Source organism: Martinezella lusitana, assembly GCF_016901135.1.
Taxonomy (GTDB): domain Bacteria; phylum Pseudomonadota; class Alphaproteobacteria; order Rhizobiales; family Rhizobiaceae; genus Rhizobium; species Rhizobium lusitanum_D.
Genome location: NZ_JAFEVL010000045.1, coordinates 816500 through 833986 on the forward strand (window position 1 = coordinate 816500; position 17487 = coordinate 833986).

13 protein-coding genes are annotated in these 17487 nt (G+C 62.3%); 8 read left to right on the forward strand and 5 right to left on the reverse strand.

The window, feature by feature from the left end:
- Nucleotides 1-1656 carry a GMC family oxidoreductase gene (locus JTP94_RS19615; RefSeq protein WP_204852116.1) on the forward strand — a complete coding sequence of 552 codons (1656 nt, stop codon included), beginning with the start codon at nt 1-3 and terminating at the stop codon, nt 1654-1656.
- A gap of 59 nt (nt 1657-1715) precedes the next feature.
- On the opposite strand, the gene JTP94_RS19620 is transcribed toward JTP94_RS19615, so the two are convergent.
- The 5 genes from JTP94_RS19620 to JTP94_RS19640 all read right to left on the reverse strand — a co-directional run bounded on the left by JTP94_RS19620 (nt 1716) and on the right by JTP94_RS19640 (nt 7867).
- Nucleotides 1716-4028: a heavy metal translocating P-type ATPase gene (locus JTP94_RS19620; protein WP_204852117.1), complete on the reverse strand. Its 2313-nt coding sequence runs from the start codon at nt 4026-4028 to the stop codon at nt 1716-1718.
- Nucleotides 4029-4385: 357 nt separating this feature from the next.
- Nucleotides 4386-5363, reverse strand: coding sequence for a zinc-binding dehydrogenase (locus JTP94_RS19625; RefSeq protein ID WP_204852118.1), 978 nt, complete (start codon nt 5361-5363; stop codon nt 4386-4388).
- A 41-nt stretch (nt 5364-5404) separates the two neighbouring features.
- The gene (locus JTP94_RS19630; protein WP_204852119.1) at nt 5405-6007 is read right to left on the reverse strand and encodes a TetR/AcrR family transcriptional regulator; all 603 of its coding nucleotides are present in this window, start codon (nt 6005-6007) and stop codon (nt 5405-5407) included.
- Between the two features lie 57 nt (nt 6008-6064).
- Nucleotides 6065-7321, reverse strand: a complete 1257-nt coding sequence (locus JTP94_RS19635; RefSeq protein ID WP_204852120.1) for an arsenic transporter — start codon at nt 7319-7321, stop codon at nt 6065-6067.
- A 90-nt stretch (nt 7322-7411) separates the two neighbouring features.
- A complete protein-coding gene (locus tag JTP94_RS19640; protein ID WP_204852121.1) occupies nt 7412-7867 on the reverse strand; it encodes a universal stress protein in 456 nt (151 codons plus the stop codon).
- Nucleotides 7868-8383: 516 nt separating this feature from the next.
- Here JTP94_RS19640 and cydD point away from each other — a divergent pair.
- The 7 genes from cydD (at nt 8384) to JTP94_RS19675 (ending at nt 17099) form a co-directional block, all read left to right on the forward strand.
- Nucleotides 8384-10108 carry a thiol reductant ABC exporter subunit CydD gene (gene cydD, locus JTP94_RS19645; RefSeq protein WP_204852346.1) on the forward strand — a complete coding sequence of 575 codons (1725 nt, stop codon included), beginning with the start codon at nt 8384-8386 and terminating at the stop codon, nt 10106-10108.
- Nucleotides 10105-11796: an amino acid ABC transporter ATP-binding/permease protein gene (locus JTP94_RS19650; RefSeq protein ID WP_204852122.1), complete on the forward strand. Its 1692-nt coding sequence runs from the start codon at nt 10105-10107 to the stop codon at nt 11794-11796. Before cydD ends, JTP94_RS19650 begins: the two co-directional genes overlap by 4 nt.
- A gap of 80 nt (nt 11797-11876) precedes the next feature.
- Nucleotides 11877-13478 carry a cytochrome ubiquinol oxidase subunit I gene (locus tag JTP94_RS19655; protein WP_204852123.1) on the forward strand — a complete coding sequence of 534 codons (1602 nt, stop codon included), beginning with the start codon at nt 11877-11879 and terminating at the stop codon, nt 13476-13478.
- A 6-nt stretch (nt 13479-13484) separates the two neighbouring features.
- Nucleotides 13485-14639, forward strand: coding sequence for a cytochrome d ubiquinol oxidase subunit II (gene cydB, locus JTP94_RS19660; protein ID WP_204852124.1), 1155 nt, complete (start codon nt 13485-13487; stop codon nt 14637-14639).
- A gap of 18 nt (nt 14640-14657) precedes the next feature.
- Nucleotides 14658-14780: a cytochrome bd-I oxidase subunit CydX gene (gene cydX, locus JTP94_RS19665; RefSeq protein ID WP_034510327.1), complete on the forward strand. Its 123-nt coding sequence runs from the start codon at nt 14658-14660 to the stop codon at nt 14778-14780.
- 297 nt (nt 14781-15077) lie between these two features.
- Entirely contained in the window at nt 15078-16481 is a 1404-nt protein-coding gene (locus JTP94_RS19670) for a PLP-dependent aminotransferase family protein (RefSeq protein ID WP_204852125.1), read from the forward strand.
- Nucleotides 16482-16694: 213 nt separating this feature from the next.
- Entirely contained in the window at nt 16695-17099 is a 405-nt protein-coding gene (locus JTP94_RS19675) for a DUF983 domain-containing protein (RefSeq protein ID WP_204852126.1), read from the forward strand.
- Nucleotides 17100-17487 lie beyond the last annotated feature (388 nt).

The following is a 17487-nucleotide window of genomic DNA, read 5'->3' on the forward strand; positions in this document are numbered from 1 at the left end:
ATGCGTTTCGACTATATCATTACCGGCGCTGGACCGGCGGGATGCGTTCTGGCCAATCGGCTGAGCGAGGATCCGGATGTCAACGTGCTGCTGCTGGAGGCGGGCGGTGGAGACTGGAACCCGCTCTTCCACATGCCGGCGGGCTTTGCCAAGATGACGAAGGGAGTAGCCAGCTGGGGCTGGGAAACCGTACCTCAGAAGCACATGAAGGGCAGGGTCCTTCGCTATACCCAGGCCAAAGTCATCGGCGGCGGGTCATCGATCAACGCACAGCTCTACACGCGCGGCAATGCGGCCGACTACGATCTATGGGCCAATGAAGACGGCTGCGAGGGTTGGGACTATCGTTCCATCCTTCCCTATTTCAAGCGTGCCGAAGACAATCAGCGGTTTGCGGATGACTATCATGCCTATGGCGGGCCGCTCGGTGTCTCCATGCCGGTCTCCGCCTTGCCGATTTGCGATGCCTATATTCGCGCCGGCCAGGAACTCGGCATTCCCTACAATCATGATTTCAACGGCCGCCAGCAGGCCGGCGTCGGCTTCTATCAGCTGACGCAGCGCAATCGCCGCCGCTCGTCCGCCTCGCTCGCCTATCTTTCACCCATCAAGCAGCGGAAGAACCTGACGGTCAGAACCGGCGCGCGTGTGGCCCGCATCGTCTTGGAAGGGGTGCGAGCGGTCGGCGTTGAAATCGCATCGCAACAGGGATCGGAGATCGTGCGGGCGGAGCGGGAAGTCATCGTTTCCTCCGGCGCAATCGGTTCGCCCAAGCTGCTGCTGCAATCCGGCATCGGCCCTGCCGATCACCTGAGGTCGGTCGGCATGAAGGTCCTGCACGATCTTCCGGGCGTCGGCGGGAACATGCAGGATCACCTCGATCTCTTCGTGATCGCGGAATGCACCGGCGACCATACCTATGACGGCGTGGCAAAACTCCACCGGACGCTCTGGGCCGGGCTCGAATATGCCCTGTTCAGGACCGGTCCCGTGGCGTCTTCCCTCTTCGAGACCGGAGGCTTCTGGTATGCCGATCCCGAGGCGCGTTCTCCCGACATCCAGTTTCATCTAGGCCTCGGCTCGGGGATCGAGGCGGGCGTCGAGCGCCTCAAGAATGCCGGCGTCACGCTGAACTCGGCCTATCTTCACCCCCGGTCCAGGGGCACGGTCCGACTCTCCTCGTCGGACCCCGCCGCCGCTCCATTGATCGACCCGAATTACTGGTCGGATCCCCACGATAGGGCGATGTCCCTGGAAGGCTTGAAGATTGCGCGCGAGATCATGCAGCAGGAGGCCCTCAAGCCGTTCGTGCTCGCCGAACGCCTTCCAGGCCCGAAGGTCGTCACCGACGAACAGCTTTTCGATTATGGCTGCGCCAATGCCAAAACCGACCACCATCCGGTCGGCACCTGCAAAATGGGGACTGGTCCGGATGCCGTTGTCGACCTTGATCTCAAGGTGCGCGGATTGGAAGGGCTGCGGGTCTGCGATTCCTCCGTCATGCCGCGCGTTCCCTCCTGCAACACCAATGCGCCCACGATCATGGTCGGCGAGAAGGGTGCGGATATCATTCGGGAGCTTCCGTCGCTCCCGGCACAGATTTTTGCCCATGAGCGAAACGACGCGCGCCCGAGGGCGCGTGTCGCTCTCCGTTAGGAAAATAGGCGGGTTTCGGGACGAATTGCTTGATATCCGCGAGTGATCCGCTGTGGACGTCAGGCTTCGATCCGCCGCCGTTTCCCGCCAAGCAGGCGCAGCGCGTTCATGGTGACCAGCACGGTCGCTCCGGTATCGGCGAGGATCGCCGGCCAGAGGCCTGTGATGCCGACGATCGTCGTGACCAGGAAGACGCCCTTCAGGCCGAGCGCGATGGTGATGTTCTGACCTATGTTGGACATCGTCCGCTTCGAAAGGTCGATCATCTCGATGACGTCGCCGACACGGCCATGCAGCACGGCTGCGTCAGCGGTTTCAAGCGCAACGTCTGTTCCGCCGCCCATGGCGATCCCGACGTCGGCGGCGGCGAGCGCCGGCGCGTCGTTGATGCCGTCGCCGACCTTGGCGACGCGAAGGCCCTGGCGTTTCAGCTCGCCAACGATCCGCTGCTTGTCCTCGGGCAGCAGCTCCGCCCTGACCTCGATGCCGAGCGTCTTGCCGATGGCTTGCGCGGTGCGCCTGTTGTCGCCGGTCAGCATGATCGTCTTGATGCCGGCATCCGCGAGTGCCTTCAGGCCTGCCGCGGCATCGGCGCGCGGTTCGTCGCGCATTGCCAGCAGGCCAGCGGCCGCACCCTTGACCACCAGAACGGAGACGGTCTTTCCCTCGTCGTTGAGCTCGGCGATTCGGGCCGATTGTTCCGGGGCAAGAGAAACTCTGTCGGCCGCCGCCTGCGGCGAACCGAGGAAGATCTCGATGCCGTCAACCGTGCCGCTCACGCCCTTGCCGCCGATCGCCTTTGCATCGATGACCGTCGGCACTTCCGTTCCGTCCGCGGCGGCGCGATCGAGAATCGCCCGGGCAAGCGGATGGTTCGAGCCGGTTTCCAGCGCTGCTGCCAATCGCAGCACCTCTATATCGCTCATGCCGAGGCCAACGATATCGGTGACCTTGGGCTTGCCCTCCGTCAGGGTGCCTGTCTTGTCGAAGGCAACGGCGGTCACCTTGCCGATATTCTCCAGCACGGCGCCGCCCTTGAGAAGCAGGCCGCGTCTCGCGCCTGATGACAGCGAGGCTGCGATTGCCGCCGGCGTCGAGATGACGAGGGCGCAGGGGCAGCCGATCAGCAGGATGGCCAGGCCCTTGTAGACCCATTCGCCCCAGTTGCCGTCCAGCAGAAGCGGCGGGACGACGGCGACGAGCGCGCCGACGACGACGACGCCCGGCGTGTAATAACGCGAGAAGCGGTCGATGAAGCGCTCGGTCGGCGCCTTCGATTCCTGCGCCTCCTCGACCAGCTTGACGACGCGGGCGATCGTGTTGTCGGCAGCTGCCGCCGTCACGCGAATACGCAGCGCTGCATCGCCATTGACTGTGCCGGCAAAGACAGTCGCATCGGCCCCCTTGCGCACGGGCGTGCTCTCACCGGTGACGGGCGCTTCGTCGATGGCGCTTTCGCCTGATAGAATCGTGCCGTCGGCGGGAATTCGGTCCCCCGGACGCACCAGGATGACGGCACCGACGGACAGGCTCTCCGGCTGCACTTCACGGGTCTTGCCGTTCTCCTCGACAAGTGCGGTCTTGGGAACCAGATCCGTCAGCGATTGAATGCTGGCACGGGCCTTGCCGGCCGCAACACCTTCCAGCAGCTCGCCGATCAGGAACAGGAAGACCACGGTTGCGGCTTCCTCGCTGGCGCCGATGATAACAGCGCCAACCGCCGCAATCGTCATCAGCATCTCAATCGAGAACGGTGTTCCGACCATCGCGGCCACGAAGGCGCGCCGGGCAATCGGCAGCAGGCCGACCAGCATGGCAGCGGTGAAGATCCAGGCCTCCAGTCCAGGCACAAGCTTGCCGATGGCCCAGGCCACGGCAAGTGCGATGCCGCTGGCGATCGTCAATCGGCCCTTTGCAGACTTCCACCATGGCCCGATGGTCGGCCCATGATCGTGCCCGTGGAGACCAGCAACGGCCGCCTCGTGCTCATGTGCGTCGTGGCTGTGTCCCGGATGGTCATGCTCATGGCTTCCGGTTCCATGGTCGTGATCCTTGTCATCATGGCGCTGTGCCTGGTGATCATGATGGTCGTGGCCACAGTCGCAGGCATGGCTTTCGTCTTCCTTGGCCGCTGGCGCGCTACTTTGAGGAAGCGGAATGATCTTGTAGCCCAGTCCCGTCACACGCTTGGCGATCGCCGGTGCCAGAGTGTCATCGCCCTGATGTTTGACTGTCATCGTGCCTGCCGTGACCGAGACGGAAACGTCCTCAACGCCCTGCAGGCGGCGAACGGCCGTGTCGATCTTCGCAGCGCAGGAAGCGCAGTCCATGCCCTCCACGCGATAGCGGCTCTGTTGTGTTGTCGAAGTCATATTCGGGTTCCAGATTGGGTCGTGGAACCATTGCTACATCCTCTAGTAACTAGAGGGACAAGAGCATTTTTACGGATTTTCGCAGTGGCCGCCTGCTGTCGGCGGCAATCTATCGGCATGGAGTGCGGCTATGTCGCCTCAGCTCCGCTGCTGCAACTGACCGGCACGCGTGTTGCAGCTGGGCACGCGCCGCAACGAGGCGCGTGTTTCGAGGCGAAGTGTTTGAATTTACTCGCCGGCAATCGCACCGAACGCTTTACGGCCGGTGCGACCTGTGGAGGGCGAAGGGAAGTTGTTCACGCACGAACCCCGGCAATCAATCGGGTTCGTCAGGAAGCGAGCGCTGCTGTGCGGGAGCTACGGTTTCAATAGAACTTTGCCTGCCTTGCCCGGTGTCAGCGAGGACTTCACCGCCTCGGCGATCTCCGTAATGTCATAGGCCGCTTCCACCGGCAGCTGGACGTCGCCGGAGGCAACGCGCGCGATAAGTTCGCCGATCAGTCGCAGGCGCTCGTCGGCGGACATGGCGGCGCTGATCTTGCTGCCCCAGAATCCCTTGATCGTCAGCTGTTTGAAGATGACGGCGCCCGATGCGATCTGCATCGGCTTGCCGGCTGCTGTGCCGAAGGAAACCAGGAGGCCGTTCTCGCCCAAAAGGTCGGCAAGGTCGTTGCTCGCCACGCCTCCGACAGAATCGACGGCGGCACGGATCGGCGCGTCGCCAATGATGGCGCGCACCTTGGCCTTCCAATCCGGAGAGGCGGTCGAGACCGCATTCTCGATGCCGAACGCGGCCAGCTCTTCTACGCCGGCATCCCGCCGGACGAGATTGACCGCGTGTACGCCGCGACTGTGCGCCAGCATGGCCAGGGTCTTGCCGACTGCTCCGTTCGCTGCATTCTGGATGATCCAGTCGCCCTTTCCAACATCGAGGAACTCCAAAAGCGCAATGGCGCTGAATGGCATGGCAATGAGCTGGGCAGCCGCCTCGTCGGTGATGACATCAGGCACCGGAACGAGGCTTGCAGCGGGCGCGATGAATTGCTCGGCCCAGGTTCCATGGACACCGGCTGCGACGACGCGCTTGCCGACCAGCGTCCCATCGACGCCAGCGCCGACAGCATCGACGATACCCACCGCCTCGCTGCCGCCGATGGCGGGCAGCACCGGCTTGTAGCCATAGGCGCCGCGGACGGTCCAAAGGTCATGATTGTGAATGGGCGACAGAATGGTGCGAATCCGCACGCTTCCCGCAGCAGGTTCGGGAAGGGGCATGTCAGCGAGGCGAAGGACCGTACTAGGATCACCGAAGACATCATGGATGGCACTACGCATTCTATTTTCCTTGTATGTTCATGTGCTGGTCCGGGCTTGGATCAAAGGCTGCCGGGTACGGAAAGCGCTTGCTCGGTGCTAAGCATCGCCTGGTTGAGCGGTGTCTTGTCCTTTCCAAGCTTGGCCAGGATCGCTGCGCCTAGCCACAAGCTATAAAGTGACCGGGCCATTTTTTCCGGGACGCATGACGGCGCAATGGAACCATCCTCGCGACCCTCGGTGATTGTCTTGGTAATGCGCCGGATGAGATCCTCGACGCCGCCGAGCAGGATCACACGCATGCCCTCGGAAAGGTCGGAGATCTCGGCCGCGAGTTTGACGACGAGACAGCGATCCGCGAGGCTGGCCGCATGATCGTCGGAAACCCATGCATGCCAGTAGTGCATCAGCCTTTGACGGCCATTGCCGTTCCAGCCGAAGAGAGCATCGAGCCGCTCGGCATAATCGGTGCAATATTCCTTCAGCAGGGCACAGCCGAAGGCTTCCTTGGACGCGAAATAATAATAGAACGACCCCTTCGGCACTGCACTTTGCTCGAGCAGTTCCTTCAGGCCAACGCCGCCAAAACCCTTTCGCAGCACCAGCTCTCGCCCGATCGCGAGGATGTGGTTGCGCGTCAGATCAGATTTCCTTCTGGTCGTCATGATCCGTGCGTAACAAATAATCGACCGGTCGTCTACGACGCCGAGATTCTTTGCCCGTCATATCAGCGAAAGCGCTGCCAGCGAGAGGATCAGTGCGGGAAGCATCACGACGATACCGAGCTTGAGGAATGCCCATGCGCCCATATGAAGGCCTTCGCGACGCAGGGCGGCGAGCCACAGGATCGTGGCGAGGGAACCGGTTACGGACAGGTTGGGGCCGAGATCGACGCCGATCAGCACTGCGCCAGCTATGGCGTCGGGAACATGGGCGGCTTGCACCGCGCTGCCGGCAAAAAGGCCGGCCGGCAGGTTGTTGACGAGATTGGAGACGATAGCGACGGAAAGGCCCGCCGCTCCGACTGCCTGCGCCTGGGACTGAGCCGCAAGCGAAGCCAGCTTGCCGGATAAAAGAGCGGTCAAGCCGGTATGATTGACCGCCTCGACGATCACGAACAGCCCGGCAACGAGGGGCAGCACGCTCCAGCTGATGCCGCGGATGGTTTCGACCGGGCTCTGCCGGGTGAGCGCGAGGACGAGGATGGTTGTGGTGACGCCAGCGGCGAATGTCGGGATACCGAGATCGAGGTTCATGGCCGACGCCCCGATCAGAATGATGGCCGTCGCCACAAGCCCCCATCCGGCCAGCCGGGCGCTGCGCGAAAGGGCAGGTTCCTCCACACTGCGTGCGATGCTGTCCTCCGCTAATGCGCGTCTTTGCGTCCAGTAGAGACAGGCGAAGGTCACGACGATCGAGACGATCGACGGCAGCAGAAAGGTCTGCATCCACCGCGACAAAGGCGGCATCTCGCCGCCGGCGAAGATGACGAGATTGGCCGGGTTGGAGATCGGCAGCACGAAGCTGGCGGCATTGGCAATGAAGGCGCAGATCAACAGGTAAGGCATGGGGTCCTTGACCCGGGCCGCGCGGCAGGCCGCATAAACGGCAGGTGTCAGGACGACGGCGGTGGCATCGTTCGAGAGAAACACGGTTACGACCACGCCGACGACATAGACGAGCAGAAACAGCCGCCGAGGTGAGCCTTTGGCATGCGAGGTGGCGATCGCCGCCACCCAATCGAACAATCCTTCCCGACGGGCGAGTTCCGACAGGAGCATCATGCCGATCAGGAACAGATAGACATCGAACCCTTTGGACACGCCGGCCCACACGTCTGCCGGCCCGATAAGCTGGAAGGCAAGGAGAAGTGCCGCACCGAACACCGCCCAGACCGCTTCCGGCCATCGGAACGGGCGCGTGACGACCCCTATGGCGGTCAGGCCGGCGATGCTCCAGGTGATGGCGGATTCGGTCATGTAGATCGTCTTGGATAGGGGATGGGAACGGGTATGTAACACTGTCGAACGGTAGCGCAAGCGGTCATTATGGCGTTGCTCGACAGAACATTATCCCCTCTTGTCCTTGCCCTTTGTTGTTGCGCTATGGTCGGATTTCTCGGCCCGATCGATGAGAACGGAACATTCGGCGTGCCGGGTGACGTACTCGACTGTCGAGCCGAATATGCGGTCGAGGATATCGGACGCATGAGTTGCCAGGACGATCAAATCAGCCTTCTTCTCCTTGGCGACGATCAGCAAGGTTTTCGATGCCGTCCCCATGCGTACGTCGATGGAGGCGATTATACCAAGACGCTTACAGAGTGCATTGAGCTTTTCCTCGGCTTCCCCGATAACGGATACCGCCCAATTATCAGGGCTCTCGTCTCCGGAAGGAGAGCGTTCGATGACATGCACGACGGTTAGCTCGCCGCCCGGCGTCAGGAGAGCCTGAGACGTGCGCAACAAACGTTCGGCGCGCTCGCGGGAGCCGAGCCCTATCGCACAAATGATTTTCGCATACATCTCAATCTCCATAAAATGCGTCGATAGCTGGCGGTCGTCGAATTCGGCCCGCAAGTTCTCCGTCAACTCTCGCTTGCGCAAGCCGATCCCTACCCAACACATCGATAACGACGGCGCCCGTCAAGTCCTGTGCCAGGAATGATGCGAGGCAATACACATTCGCGCTTTGGACTGACGGAAATCGATGTGAACAGCCTATGTGCGAATGATCGAAATGGCCCGTTCTGCGTCAATCTGCCCTCTCTGCGGAGGCGCCCTGCGACATCCTGCGCTTTTGTGCAGTGCAAAAAACTACACTAATACTATTTCGCGAACAACTTGCTAGGGTATCAACTCCTCGGCGAGCTGGCGATGCTATTCTTGTCGCTGACAAGAAGCGGAAAGCCAGTCATATTAGTGAGGGCTCCGATATCTTCGGTTGCAGCAAGTGTGTCCGGGTTTGGCGACGGACCCTTCTTGAGGGCACGGAATTGGAAAGGACGGGCTAAAGTGAGTGTTTCCTCTACCAGCGATGGAATGTTGGAAAGACGAGAGGCTGTCGGCCCGAGCAGGTCTGAAGGTGCTGATGCCTTTCGTCCTGCCGCTCTGCGGTCCGCGGAGCGGCCCGCCGGTTTGGGCTTTGCGTCGGCTTTGCTCTGTCTGTCTTCTCTGGTGTGGATAGGGCAAGCAGCCATGCTGGCAATCGGCGTGGGAGCGATCAGCGAAGGTGGTGGGGTGTCGGATGTGACGATACCCGCTGCCATCGTCTTGGGCCTTGGCATCCTGCGTGCTGCCCTGGATGCGGCTGGCGGGCGGCTGGCCTTCCAGGCGGCGCGCCGGGAGCTGACCGCGCATCGCTCGGCCGCAACGGCTGCGCTTGCACTCCGGTCGCCCCTCGATAGCGCCAGGCCCGCATCCGGTCTGGCGGCGAGCGTGCTGGGAGAGCAGGCCGAGGCGATAGTTCCTTATCTTCAGCGGTTCCGTCCCGCACGCTTGAAGGCAAGCGTGGTGCCGCTCGTCATGTTCGTCTGCATCCTGCCGATTTCCTGGGTAGCGGCTCTGATCCTCGCTCTCTGCGCTCCGCTAATTCCGATTTTCATGGCGTTGATCGGCTGGCGTGCCAAGGCCGCCAGCGAGAAGCAGCTCGCTGAAACCGGTGGCATCAACGCTTTTCTGCTCGACCGGCTGCGCGGGCTTGCCACCATTCGCGCGCTCGGCGCTGTCGACGCGACGGCGCTGCGGTTGCGTGGGGATGCGGAGTCGCTGCGGGTTCGCACCATGGCGGTGCTGAAAATCGCCTTCCTGTCGTCGGCGGTATTGGAATTCTTCTCGGCTCTCGGTGTTGCTGCGATGGCCGTCTATGTCGGCTTCAGCCTGCTCGGGTCGATTGATATCGGCACCTGGGAGGGCCGCCTGACATTGACGCAGGGGCTGTTCATCCTTCTGCTCGCGCCCGCCTTCTTCGAGCCGTTGCGTGCACTGTCGGCCGTTTGGCATGACCGCGCCAGTGGCGAAGCGGCACTTGCGGCGCTGAAGGATCTGGCGTCGCCGCAACAAACGATTCTCGGTGGCAGCGATGCGAAGCCGTGCGCATCCACCGGCCCGGCCTCGGTCGAGATCGAAGGTTTGGTCTTCCGCCATGGTGCGGAGCGTAGGGCTGTCATCGATCATTTCGATCTCTCCGTCGTTCCAGGCGAACATATCGCTCTATGGGGTGCCAGCGGCTGCGGCAAGACGACTATTCTGTCGCTGATTGCCGGCCTGGCGCTACATGAAGCCGGCGTGATCCGTGTCGGCGGTATTCCGCTGCGGGATGATACGGCGGATGGCTTGCGCCGGCGCATGGCATGGATCGGGCAATCGCCTCACGTGTTCGCTGGCAGCGTAATCGGGAATATTGCCCTGGGACGTACCGCTATCGATGGTCATGCGGTTGCGAATGCTCTCCGGGATGTGGCGCTCGACGAAGTCTTTACTGCCGAGAGGGTTGCAGCGGTCGGGGAGGGCGGTCTCGGTCTTTCCGGCGGCGAGGCATTGAGGCTGGCGCTTGCCCGGATGATTGTCGACGAACACGCCGATATCATCCTTGCCGACGAGCCGACTGCCCATCTCGATGCGCAAACGGCGGCTGCCGTGACGGATGCGCTGCTTTCGCTTGCCAAGGGTCGCGTGCTGATCGTCGCCACACACGATCCGGTTCTTGCGGCGCGTTTAGACCGTATCATTCGTCTGGATGCACCGGCGCGGAGGGTGGCTGCATGAGACGCTCTCTCACGGCCCTTCTTCCGGTCATCAGGCTGTTCTGGATCGAACGCGGCGCGCGCCTTGGTCTCGGCGCCGGTCTGTCGGCGCTGGCAACGCTCGCCGGTGCCGCGCTGCTCGGGCTGTCCGGCTGGTTCATCACCGCCTCGGCCTTTGCCGGCCTGACGGTTACCAGCGCCATAGTCTTCGACGTCTTTGCCCCTTCCGCCGGCATACGCCTGCTGGCGATCGGTCGCACGGCAGCTCGCTACGGCGAAAGAATTGTGACGCATGATGCGACGCTCAAGGTTCTCGCCGCGCTGCGCGAGCGGCTGTTTCGCGGCTGGGCGCAGCCGGCTGCTGCTGCCGCGATGATGCGCCGGCCGGCAAAGCTGCTGTTCCGGTTGACGAACGATGTCGATGCGCTCGATTCGCTCTATCTGCGCGTGCTGGTGCCGGCCGGCGTTGCTGTCCTTACCGCTTTTGCAGTCACGATCGCGCTCTCCTTCATCGATCCGCTGTTTGGTGGCTTGGTGGGGCTGTGGCTTGGTGCCATCTGTCTCGGCCTTTCGCTCGTCGCGGGACGTTTGGCGTTGAAGCCGGGGCGGCGTCGCGCCCATGCCATGGAAGCCTTGCGCGCCCGAAGCATCGATCTTGTCGCCGGCCAGACGGACCTTGCAATGGCCGGGCGTTTGCAGGCGCAACGGGTGGCCATTGCCGCGGCCGATCAACGGCTGGCGCAGGCCGACGATGCCCTCAACCGGATCGACACCGCTGTCGCCGCCGGCTTTTCGCTAGCCTCCACCTTGCTTTTGACAGCAACGCTCCTGACCGTGGCCCTGCTCGCCAAGCAGGGAGCGATCGGGGCGCCCGCGGCCGCTTTCGCGCTGTTGATCGCTTTAGGTGCCACCGAGCCTTTCGCGGCCATGCGTCGTGGTGCCCTTGAGCTCGGGCGGACGTTGCTTGCCGCCAAACGCATCGCGCCCCGGCTGGCGCCGACTGCCGCTTCCTCCGGGATTGTCATGCCGGACGCGGGGCATGCCTTCCAGATGACGGCCGTCGTCGCCGGGTATCAAGGTACGGCACTCCCGGTTCTGCGCGATCTGTCCCTGTCGCTACCAGTCGGTGAGCGGCTGGCCGTTGTCGGCCCAAGCGGCGTCGGCAAGTCGACGCTGTTGGCGCTGCTCGCAGGCGAGATCGCCGCGACCAGCGGCACGGTCGCCTCTCTGCCGGCGGCGACGCTGACACAGCGCAGCGAGCTGTTTCAGGATACGGTGCGCGACAATCTGCGGCTGGTGGATCCGCATGCGGACGATAGCCGGCTGCGCCGCGCGCTCGCCACCGCCGGGTTGCTCGAGGATATCGAAGCCTTGCCGCGTGGTCTTTCGAGCCGTCTCGGCGAAGGAGGCAGTGGCCTCTCCGGCGGACAATTGCGCCGGCTGGCGCTCGCAAGGCTTTTGTTGCGCGACACGCCGCTGTGGCTGCTCGACGAGCCGACGGAAGGCCTCGATGCCGGCACGGCCCGCGCGGTGCTCACGCGGCTGGTTTCGGCGGCCGCCGGGCGCAGCCTTGTCATTGCCACGCACATCCGCCGCGAGGCCGATATCGCCAACCGCATCGTACTTTTGGACGGCGGTCGTATCGCCGCCACAGCGCTGCGCGGCACACCGAAATTCGACATGCTCCTCGACCGGCTCCGGCCGGACTGAGGGGCAAAGTAGCATGCCCGCGGCGCGTCGAATGGCGCCGCATTCCTGTCAGACACACCGTAGGGGGTGGGAGAAAGACTATGGAACTTGATATCGTGGCGCTATCGCGCCTGCAGTTTGCCATGACGGCGCTGTATCACTTCTTGTTCGTGCCGTTGACGCTCGGCCTTTCCGTGCTGCTTGCCATCATGGAGACGACCTATGTCATGACCGGCCGGCAGATCTGGCGGCAGATGACGAAGTTTTGGGGGACGCTCTTCGGCATCAATTTCGTGCTCGGTGTCGCCACCGGCATCGTGATGGAATTCCAGTTCGGCATGAACTGGAGCTATTACAGCTATTATGTCGGCGACATTTTCGGCGCGCCGCTGGCGATCGAAGGCTTGATGGCCTTCTTCCTGGAGGCGACCTTTGTCGGCCTGTTCTTCTTCGGCTGGGACAAGCTGTCGAAGGTCGGCCATCTCGTGGCGACCTGGGCGGTCGCGCTCGGCTCGAACTTCTCGGCTCTATGGATCCTGATCGCCAATGGCTGGATGCAGAACCCTGTGGGTTCGGCGCTCAACCCGCAGACCATGCGCATGGAGATCGTCAGTTTCTTCGATGTCGTCTTCAACCCGGTGGCGCAGGCGAAGTTCGTCCACACCGTTTCGGCCGGCTATGTCTGCGCCTCCGTCTTCGTGCTCGGCGTCTCGGCCTGGTATCTGCTGAGGGGCCGCAGCGTCGAGCTGGCGAAACGCTCGATGACGGTCGCAGCGTCTTTCGGTCTGGCCTCGGCACTTTCGGTCGTCGTACTCGGCGACGAGAGTGGCTATCTGACGACCGAGCACCAGAAGATGAAGCTCGCGGCGATCGAGGGCATGTGGAAGACAGAGCCGACGCCGGCCGCCTTCACGGCCTTCGGTTTTCCGGATCAGGAAGCGCGCGAGACCCATTATGCTGTGCATATTCCCTGGGTCATGGGCCTGATCGGCACGCGGTCGCTGACGACGGAAATCCCTGGCATCGACAAGCTTGAAGCGGAGGCCAAGGACAATATCCGCCAGGGTATCAAGGCCTATGACGCCCTGATGAAGATCCGCGCGGCAAAGCCGGCAACTTCAGGCGAGGCCTCGCAGGATGTCGCCACCACCGAGGCGCGCTCATCCTTCGAGGAGATCGGTCATGAACTCGGCTATGCGCTCTTGCTCAAGCGCTATGTCAACGACCCGCGCCAGGCGACCGAAGAGCAGATCGCACAGGCGGCGCGCGACACTATTCCGCACGTTCCGACGCTGTTCTGGTCCTTCCGCATCATGGTCGGGCTCGGCATGTTCTTCATCCTGCTGATGACGGTCTTTTTCTGGCTCTCGGCCCGGCGCAAGCTCGATCGGTACCCGCTCCTGCTACGGGTTGCGGTCTTCGCCATCCCGCTGCCCTGGGTCGCCATCGAGCTGGGCTGGGTGGTTGCCGAATTCGGGCGCCAGCCATGGATCATCGAAGGCGTGCTGCCGACTGCCGCTGCCGTCTCCAATCTCGGCGCGGGCACCGTGCTTCTGACCATCCTCGGCTTTGCATCGCTCTACACCGTCCTCATCGTCATCGAGATGACGCTGATGATCAAGGCGATCCGCAAAGGCCCGGAACCGGACGACGTGCCGGAGGCCAAGCTGATTTCCAAAAACCTCGTTCCGGCTGCGGAGTGACCTGCCATGATCCTTCATGAATTGATCGACTACGAGACCCTGCGCATCATTTGGTGGCTGCTTCTCGGCGTGCTGCTGATCGGCTTTGCCGTCACCGACGGCTTCGACCTCGGCGTGGGCACGCTTCTTCCCTTCGTCGCCAGGACGGATACGGAGCGGCGCATTGCCATCAACTCGATCGGCCCGACCTGGGAAGGCAACCAGGTCTGGCTGATCGTCGGCGGCGGCGTCATCTTCGCCGCCTGGCCGCCGCTCTATGCGGTGTCCTTCTCCGGCTTCTATCTTGCCATGTTCGCGATCCTGTTTGCGTTGATCCTGCGGCCGGTCGCCTTCAAATATCGGTCGAAGCGCGAAAGCGCCCGCTGGAAGGCCGGTTGGGACTGGGCGCTCTTCATCAGCGGCTTCGTCCCCTCGCTGATCTTCGGCGTGGCAGTCGGCAATGTGCTCCAAGGCGTGCCCTTCCGCTTCGATGACGACATGCGCATCTACTATGAAGGGTCGTTCTTCGCGCTCCTGAACCCTTACGCGCTGCTTTGTGGCCTTCTCTCAGTCGCCATGCTCGTCATGCACGGAGCGGCCTGGCTTCAGGTCAAGACGGATAGTGTCGTTGCGGAGCGTGCCCGCCGCTATGGCAGTCTGGCGGCTGTGGCCGTGATCGTGCTTTTTGCGCTGGGCGGCCTGTTTCTCTGGATGGGGATAGACGGCTATCGCATCTCCAGCGCCATCGATGCGGCCGGCCCTTCCAATCCGCTGCTCAAGACCGTCGAGCACAGTCCAGGGGCGTGGCTCGTCAACTACGGTACGCATCCGTGGATGATGATCGCACCGGTTCTCGGTTTCGTCGGCGCCGCCGCCGCCCTGCTTGCCATGCTGGCCCGGCGTGAAGTGACCGTGCTGTTGTTCAGCAAGCTGGCCATCCTCGGCATCATCTCGACGGTCGGCTTGTCGATGTTCCCGTTCATCCTGCCGTCGTCGCTCGATCCGCGCTCCAGCCTGACGGTGTGGGATGCTTCGTCCAGTCATCTGACCCTGTTCATCATGCTCGTCGTCACTGCCATCTTCCTGCCGATCGTGCTTGCCTACACTGCCTGGGTCTATCGGGTGCTGTGGGGCAAGGTCGACGAGAAGACGGTCAACGACAAGGGCGGTCACGCCTACTAACCTTCAAGGAGATTCCGCATGTGGTACTTCGCCTGGCTCCTCGGCTTTCCCCTGGCCGCCGCTTTCGCTGTCCTCAATGCCATGTGGTACGAACTCGTCGACGATCAGGCGAAAGAGAAAGCCTCCCAAGAGGGGCAATGACTATCCCCGCCGCGCGGGAATGGCATCCCGGCTTCCACCGGGCTGCCATGTCGTCTGAGCGGCGCTTTCGCAAACTGGCTGCGCAGAAATACCATCAATCTAGTTTTCGGTGCATTCAATTGTAGGGTTTTCTCGCTGAGCGGAGCGTATCATCGATATGTCAGCTGCGGCATTTGGTCATTCGTCGCCTGCAAAGTGGAAGTGATGTTTTCGCGTGACGTGAGCCGCATGCAACAATATACGATCAATGTCGGTTGGATTTCTTTCCCCCGTCCGATCATCATCGCGGAGCATGAAATGAAAAACTGGCATCCCGATCTCAGCCGCTCCTCAAATCCCCGATATATCGCCATTGCCGACCTGATCGAAATGGATCTGCGCAGCGGCGTTCTGGTCGTGGGCGACAGGCTGCCGCCACAGCGCGAGCTTGCCAAGCGCCTCAATATCGATTTCACGACGGTGGCGCGGGGTTATGTCGAGGCGCAGAAACGCGGGCTGGTGGATTCGCATGTGGGTCGTGGGACATTCGTGACCGGCGGTGCCGATAAGGAGCGCCGTGGCTTCGTGTCGGATGCGGCGCCCGATCCGCGCCGCACCTCGATGGTCGACTTCTCGATGAACCTGCCACCGGAGCCGAACGATCCGGATCTTGTTGCCCGCATGCGCGAAGGCATGTCCGCGGTGGCGACCAATCTCATTTCACTGCTGCGTTATCAGGGTTTCGGCGGCTCGAGCATGGACAAGGAAGCGGCGGCCGCCTGGCTCAGCCGCCGCGGGCTCGTGCCGTCGCAGGAGCGCATCTTCGTAACGCCGGGAGCGCATCCGGCCTTGCTTGCGATATTCGGCCTGCTTGCTAAGCCGGGAGAGGTGGTACTGTCAGAGAAGATTACCTATCCGGGTATGCGTTCGATTGCCGCGCAGCTCCGGCTTAATCTCGCGGGCCTTCCGATGGATGAAGAGGGTATCCTGCCGGACGCCTTCGCCGAGGCCTGCGAACGGCTGCGGCCGAAGGCGCTCTATCTCAATCCGACGCTGCAAAATCCGTTGACGTTGACCATTCCGGAGAAGCGCCGCGAGGAGATTGCTGCCATCGCTCGCGAATACCACGTGCCGATCATCGAGGATGACGCCTATGGGTTCATTCCGCTGCACGGTCCCCCGCCGATCGCCGCCATCGCGCCGGATCTTGCCTGGCACATCGGCGGATTGGCAAAATGCATCGGTGCGGGGCTTCGCCTCGCCTATGTCGTTGCGCCGGATACGAAGGCTATATGGCCCTTCGTCAGCGCCATGCGAACCAACAATGTCATGGCTTCGCCGCTGAATGTGGCGCTCGCAACCCGCTGGATAGAGGACGGCACCGCCGATGGCATTCTGCGCTTCATTCGCGCGGAATCGGCGGCGCGCCAGGCTATGGTGGCAAACATCCTGCCGGCCGGCAGCTATAAGGCCGATCCGATCAGCTTCAATATCTGGTTGCCGCTGACCAACGGCTGGACGCGGTCCACTTTCGGCAGCCATATGCGCAACTCCGGCATCGGCGTCGTTGCAAGCGATGCCTTTACGGTCGACGGAGCAGCACCCGAGGCTGTACGGATCTGCCTCGGCGGCCCGATCACACGCGAAAGGCTGCAAGGCGCGCTGGAGTTCATGGCGCATGCCCTGGAAGGTCCTCCGGAGATGGCGGCCTCATTTTTCTGAGTTCGCTCAGCTTCCCGAGCGCTGCGATGGACAGGCAGCTCGCGACTGCGGGCGGCACACGCAATCCTCTGCTCCCGCTTCCGCTCCATTTACGCTGCGTCATTCTGACGAATGGACAAACAATTCTCTTTCATTGTAATCATATTGTATGCATTCAATAATGCGTATTGAATGCATCATAACGCTGCCTTACCGTTTGAGAGCGAGATTGCCATGGATACCGAATATCCCCCACTAAAGCCGCTGCAGACCGGCCTGAGATGCCGTTGCCCGCGCTGCGGTCAGGGACGGCTGTTCGACGGGTTCCTGACTCTGCGCAAGGAGTGCGAGGCATGCGGGCTCGATTACTCCTTTGCCGATCCGGCCGATGGGCCAGCCTTCTTCGTCATCTGCTTCGCCTGCATTCCGAGCGTACTTCTTGGTGTTTGGCTGGAGGTTGCCTATTCCGCACCGATCTGGGTTCAGTTTTTGGTGACCGGTCCCTTCATGCTGGCGACCTGCATTCCGCCGCTACGGCCGTTGAAGGGCTGGTTGATTGCGAGCCAATATTTCTACAAGGCAGAGGAAGGCAAGCTCGTTCGCCTGCCTGCTACGGATGCACCTCAAGGTGTGAAATAAGTTTCGGGGCTGCTCCAATCGAGAGCCGGGACACATCATCGTGAGCTAGCCTAAGGCGCCAGCCGCACGCGTCTCTGCGTTGCGATTGCCCCGCGCCTATGTGTCGCCCCAAAAGCCATTAGCATCATCCGCACAGATCGTTATCTCGACGCTGGAATCTGCCCGATGAAAAGGGGTGGAGCCGGCGCGGATCAATCTGGGCAAACACGCTGGCCACTCGCCTCCGAAGCAGGGTACTTTACAAAACGAACTAGTTCGTACATTATCCTTCGAGAGGAGTGACGAACGCTGCCACGGGCGGCATCGGTGACTGCCAAGACAATCTTGGATGTCCTGCGGGAGGGTGCCGGCCGAGGCTTGCGCTCAGGGATGCGGCATGTCTTCGAAA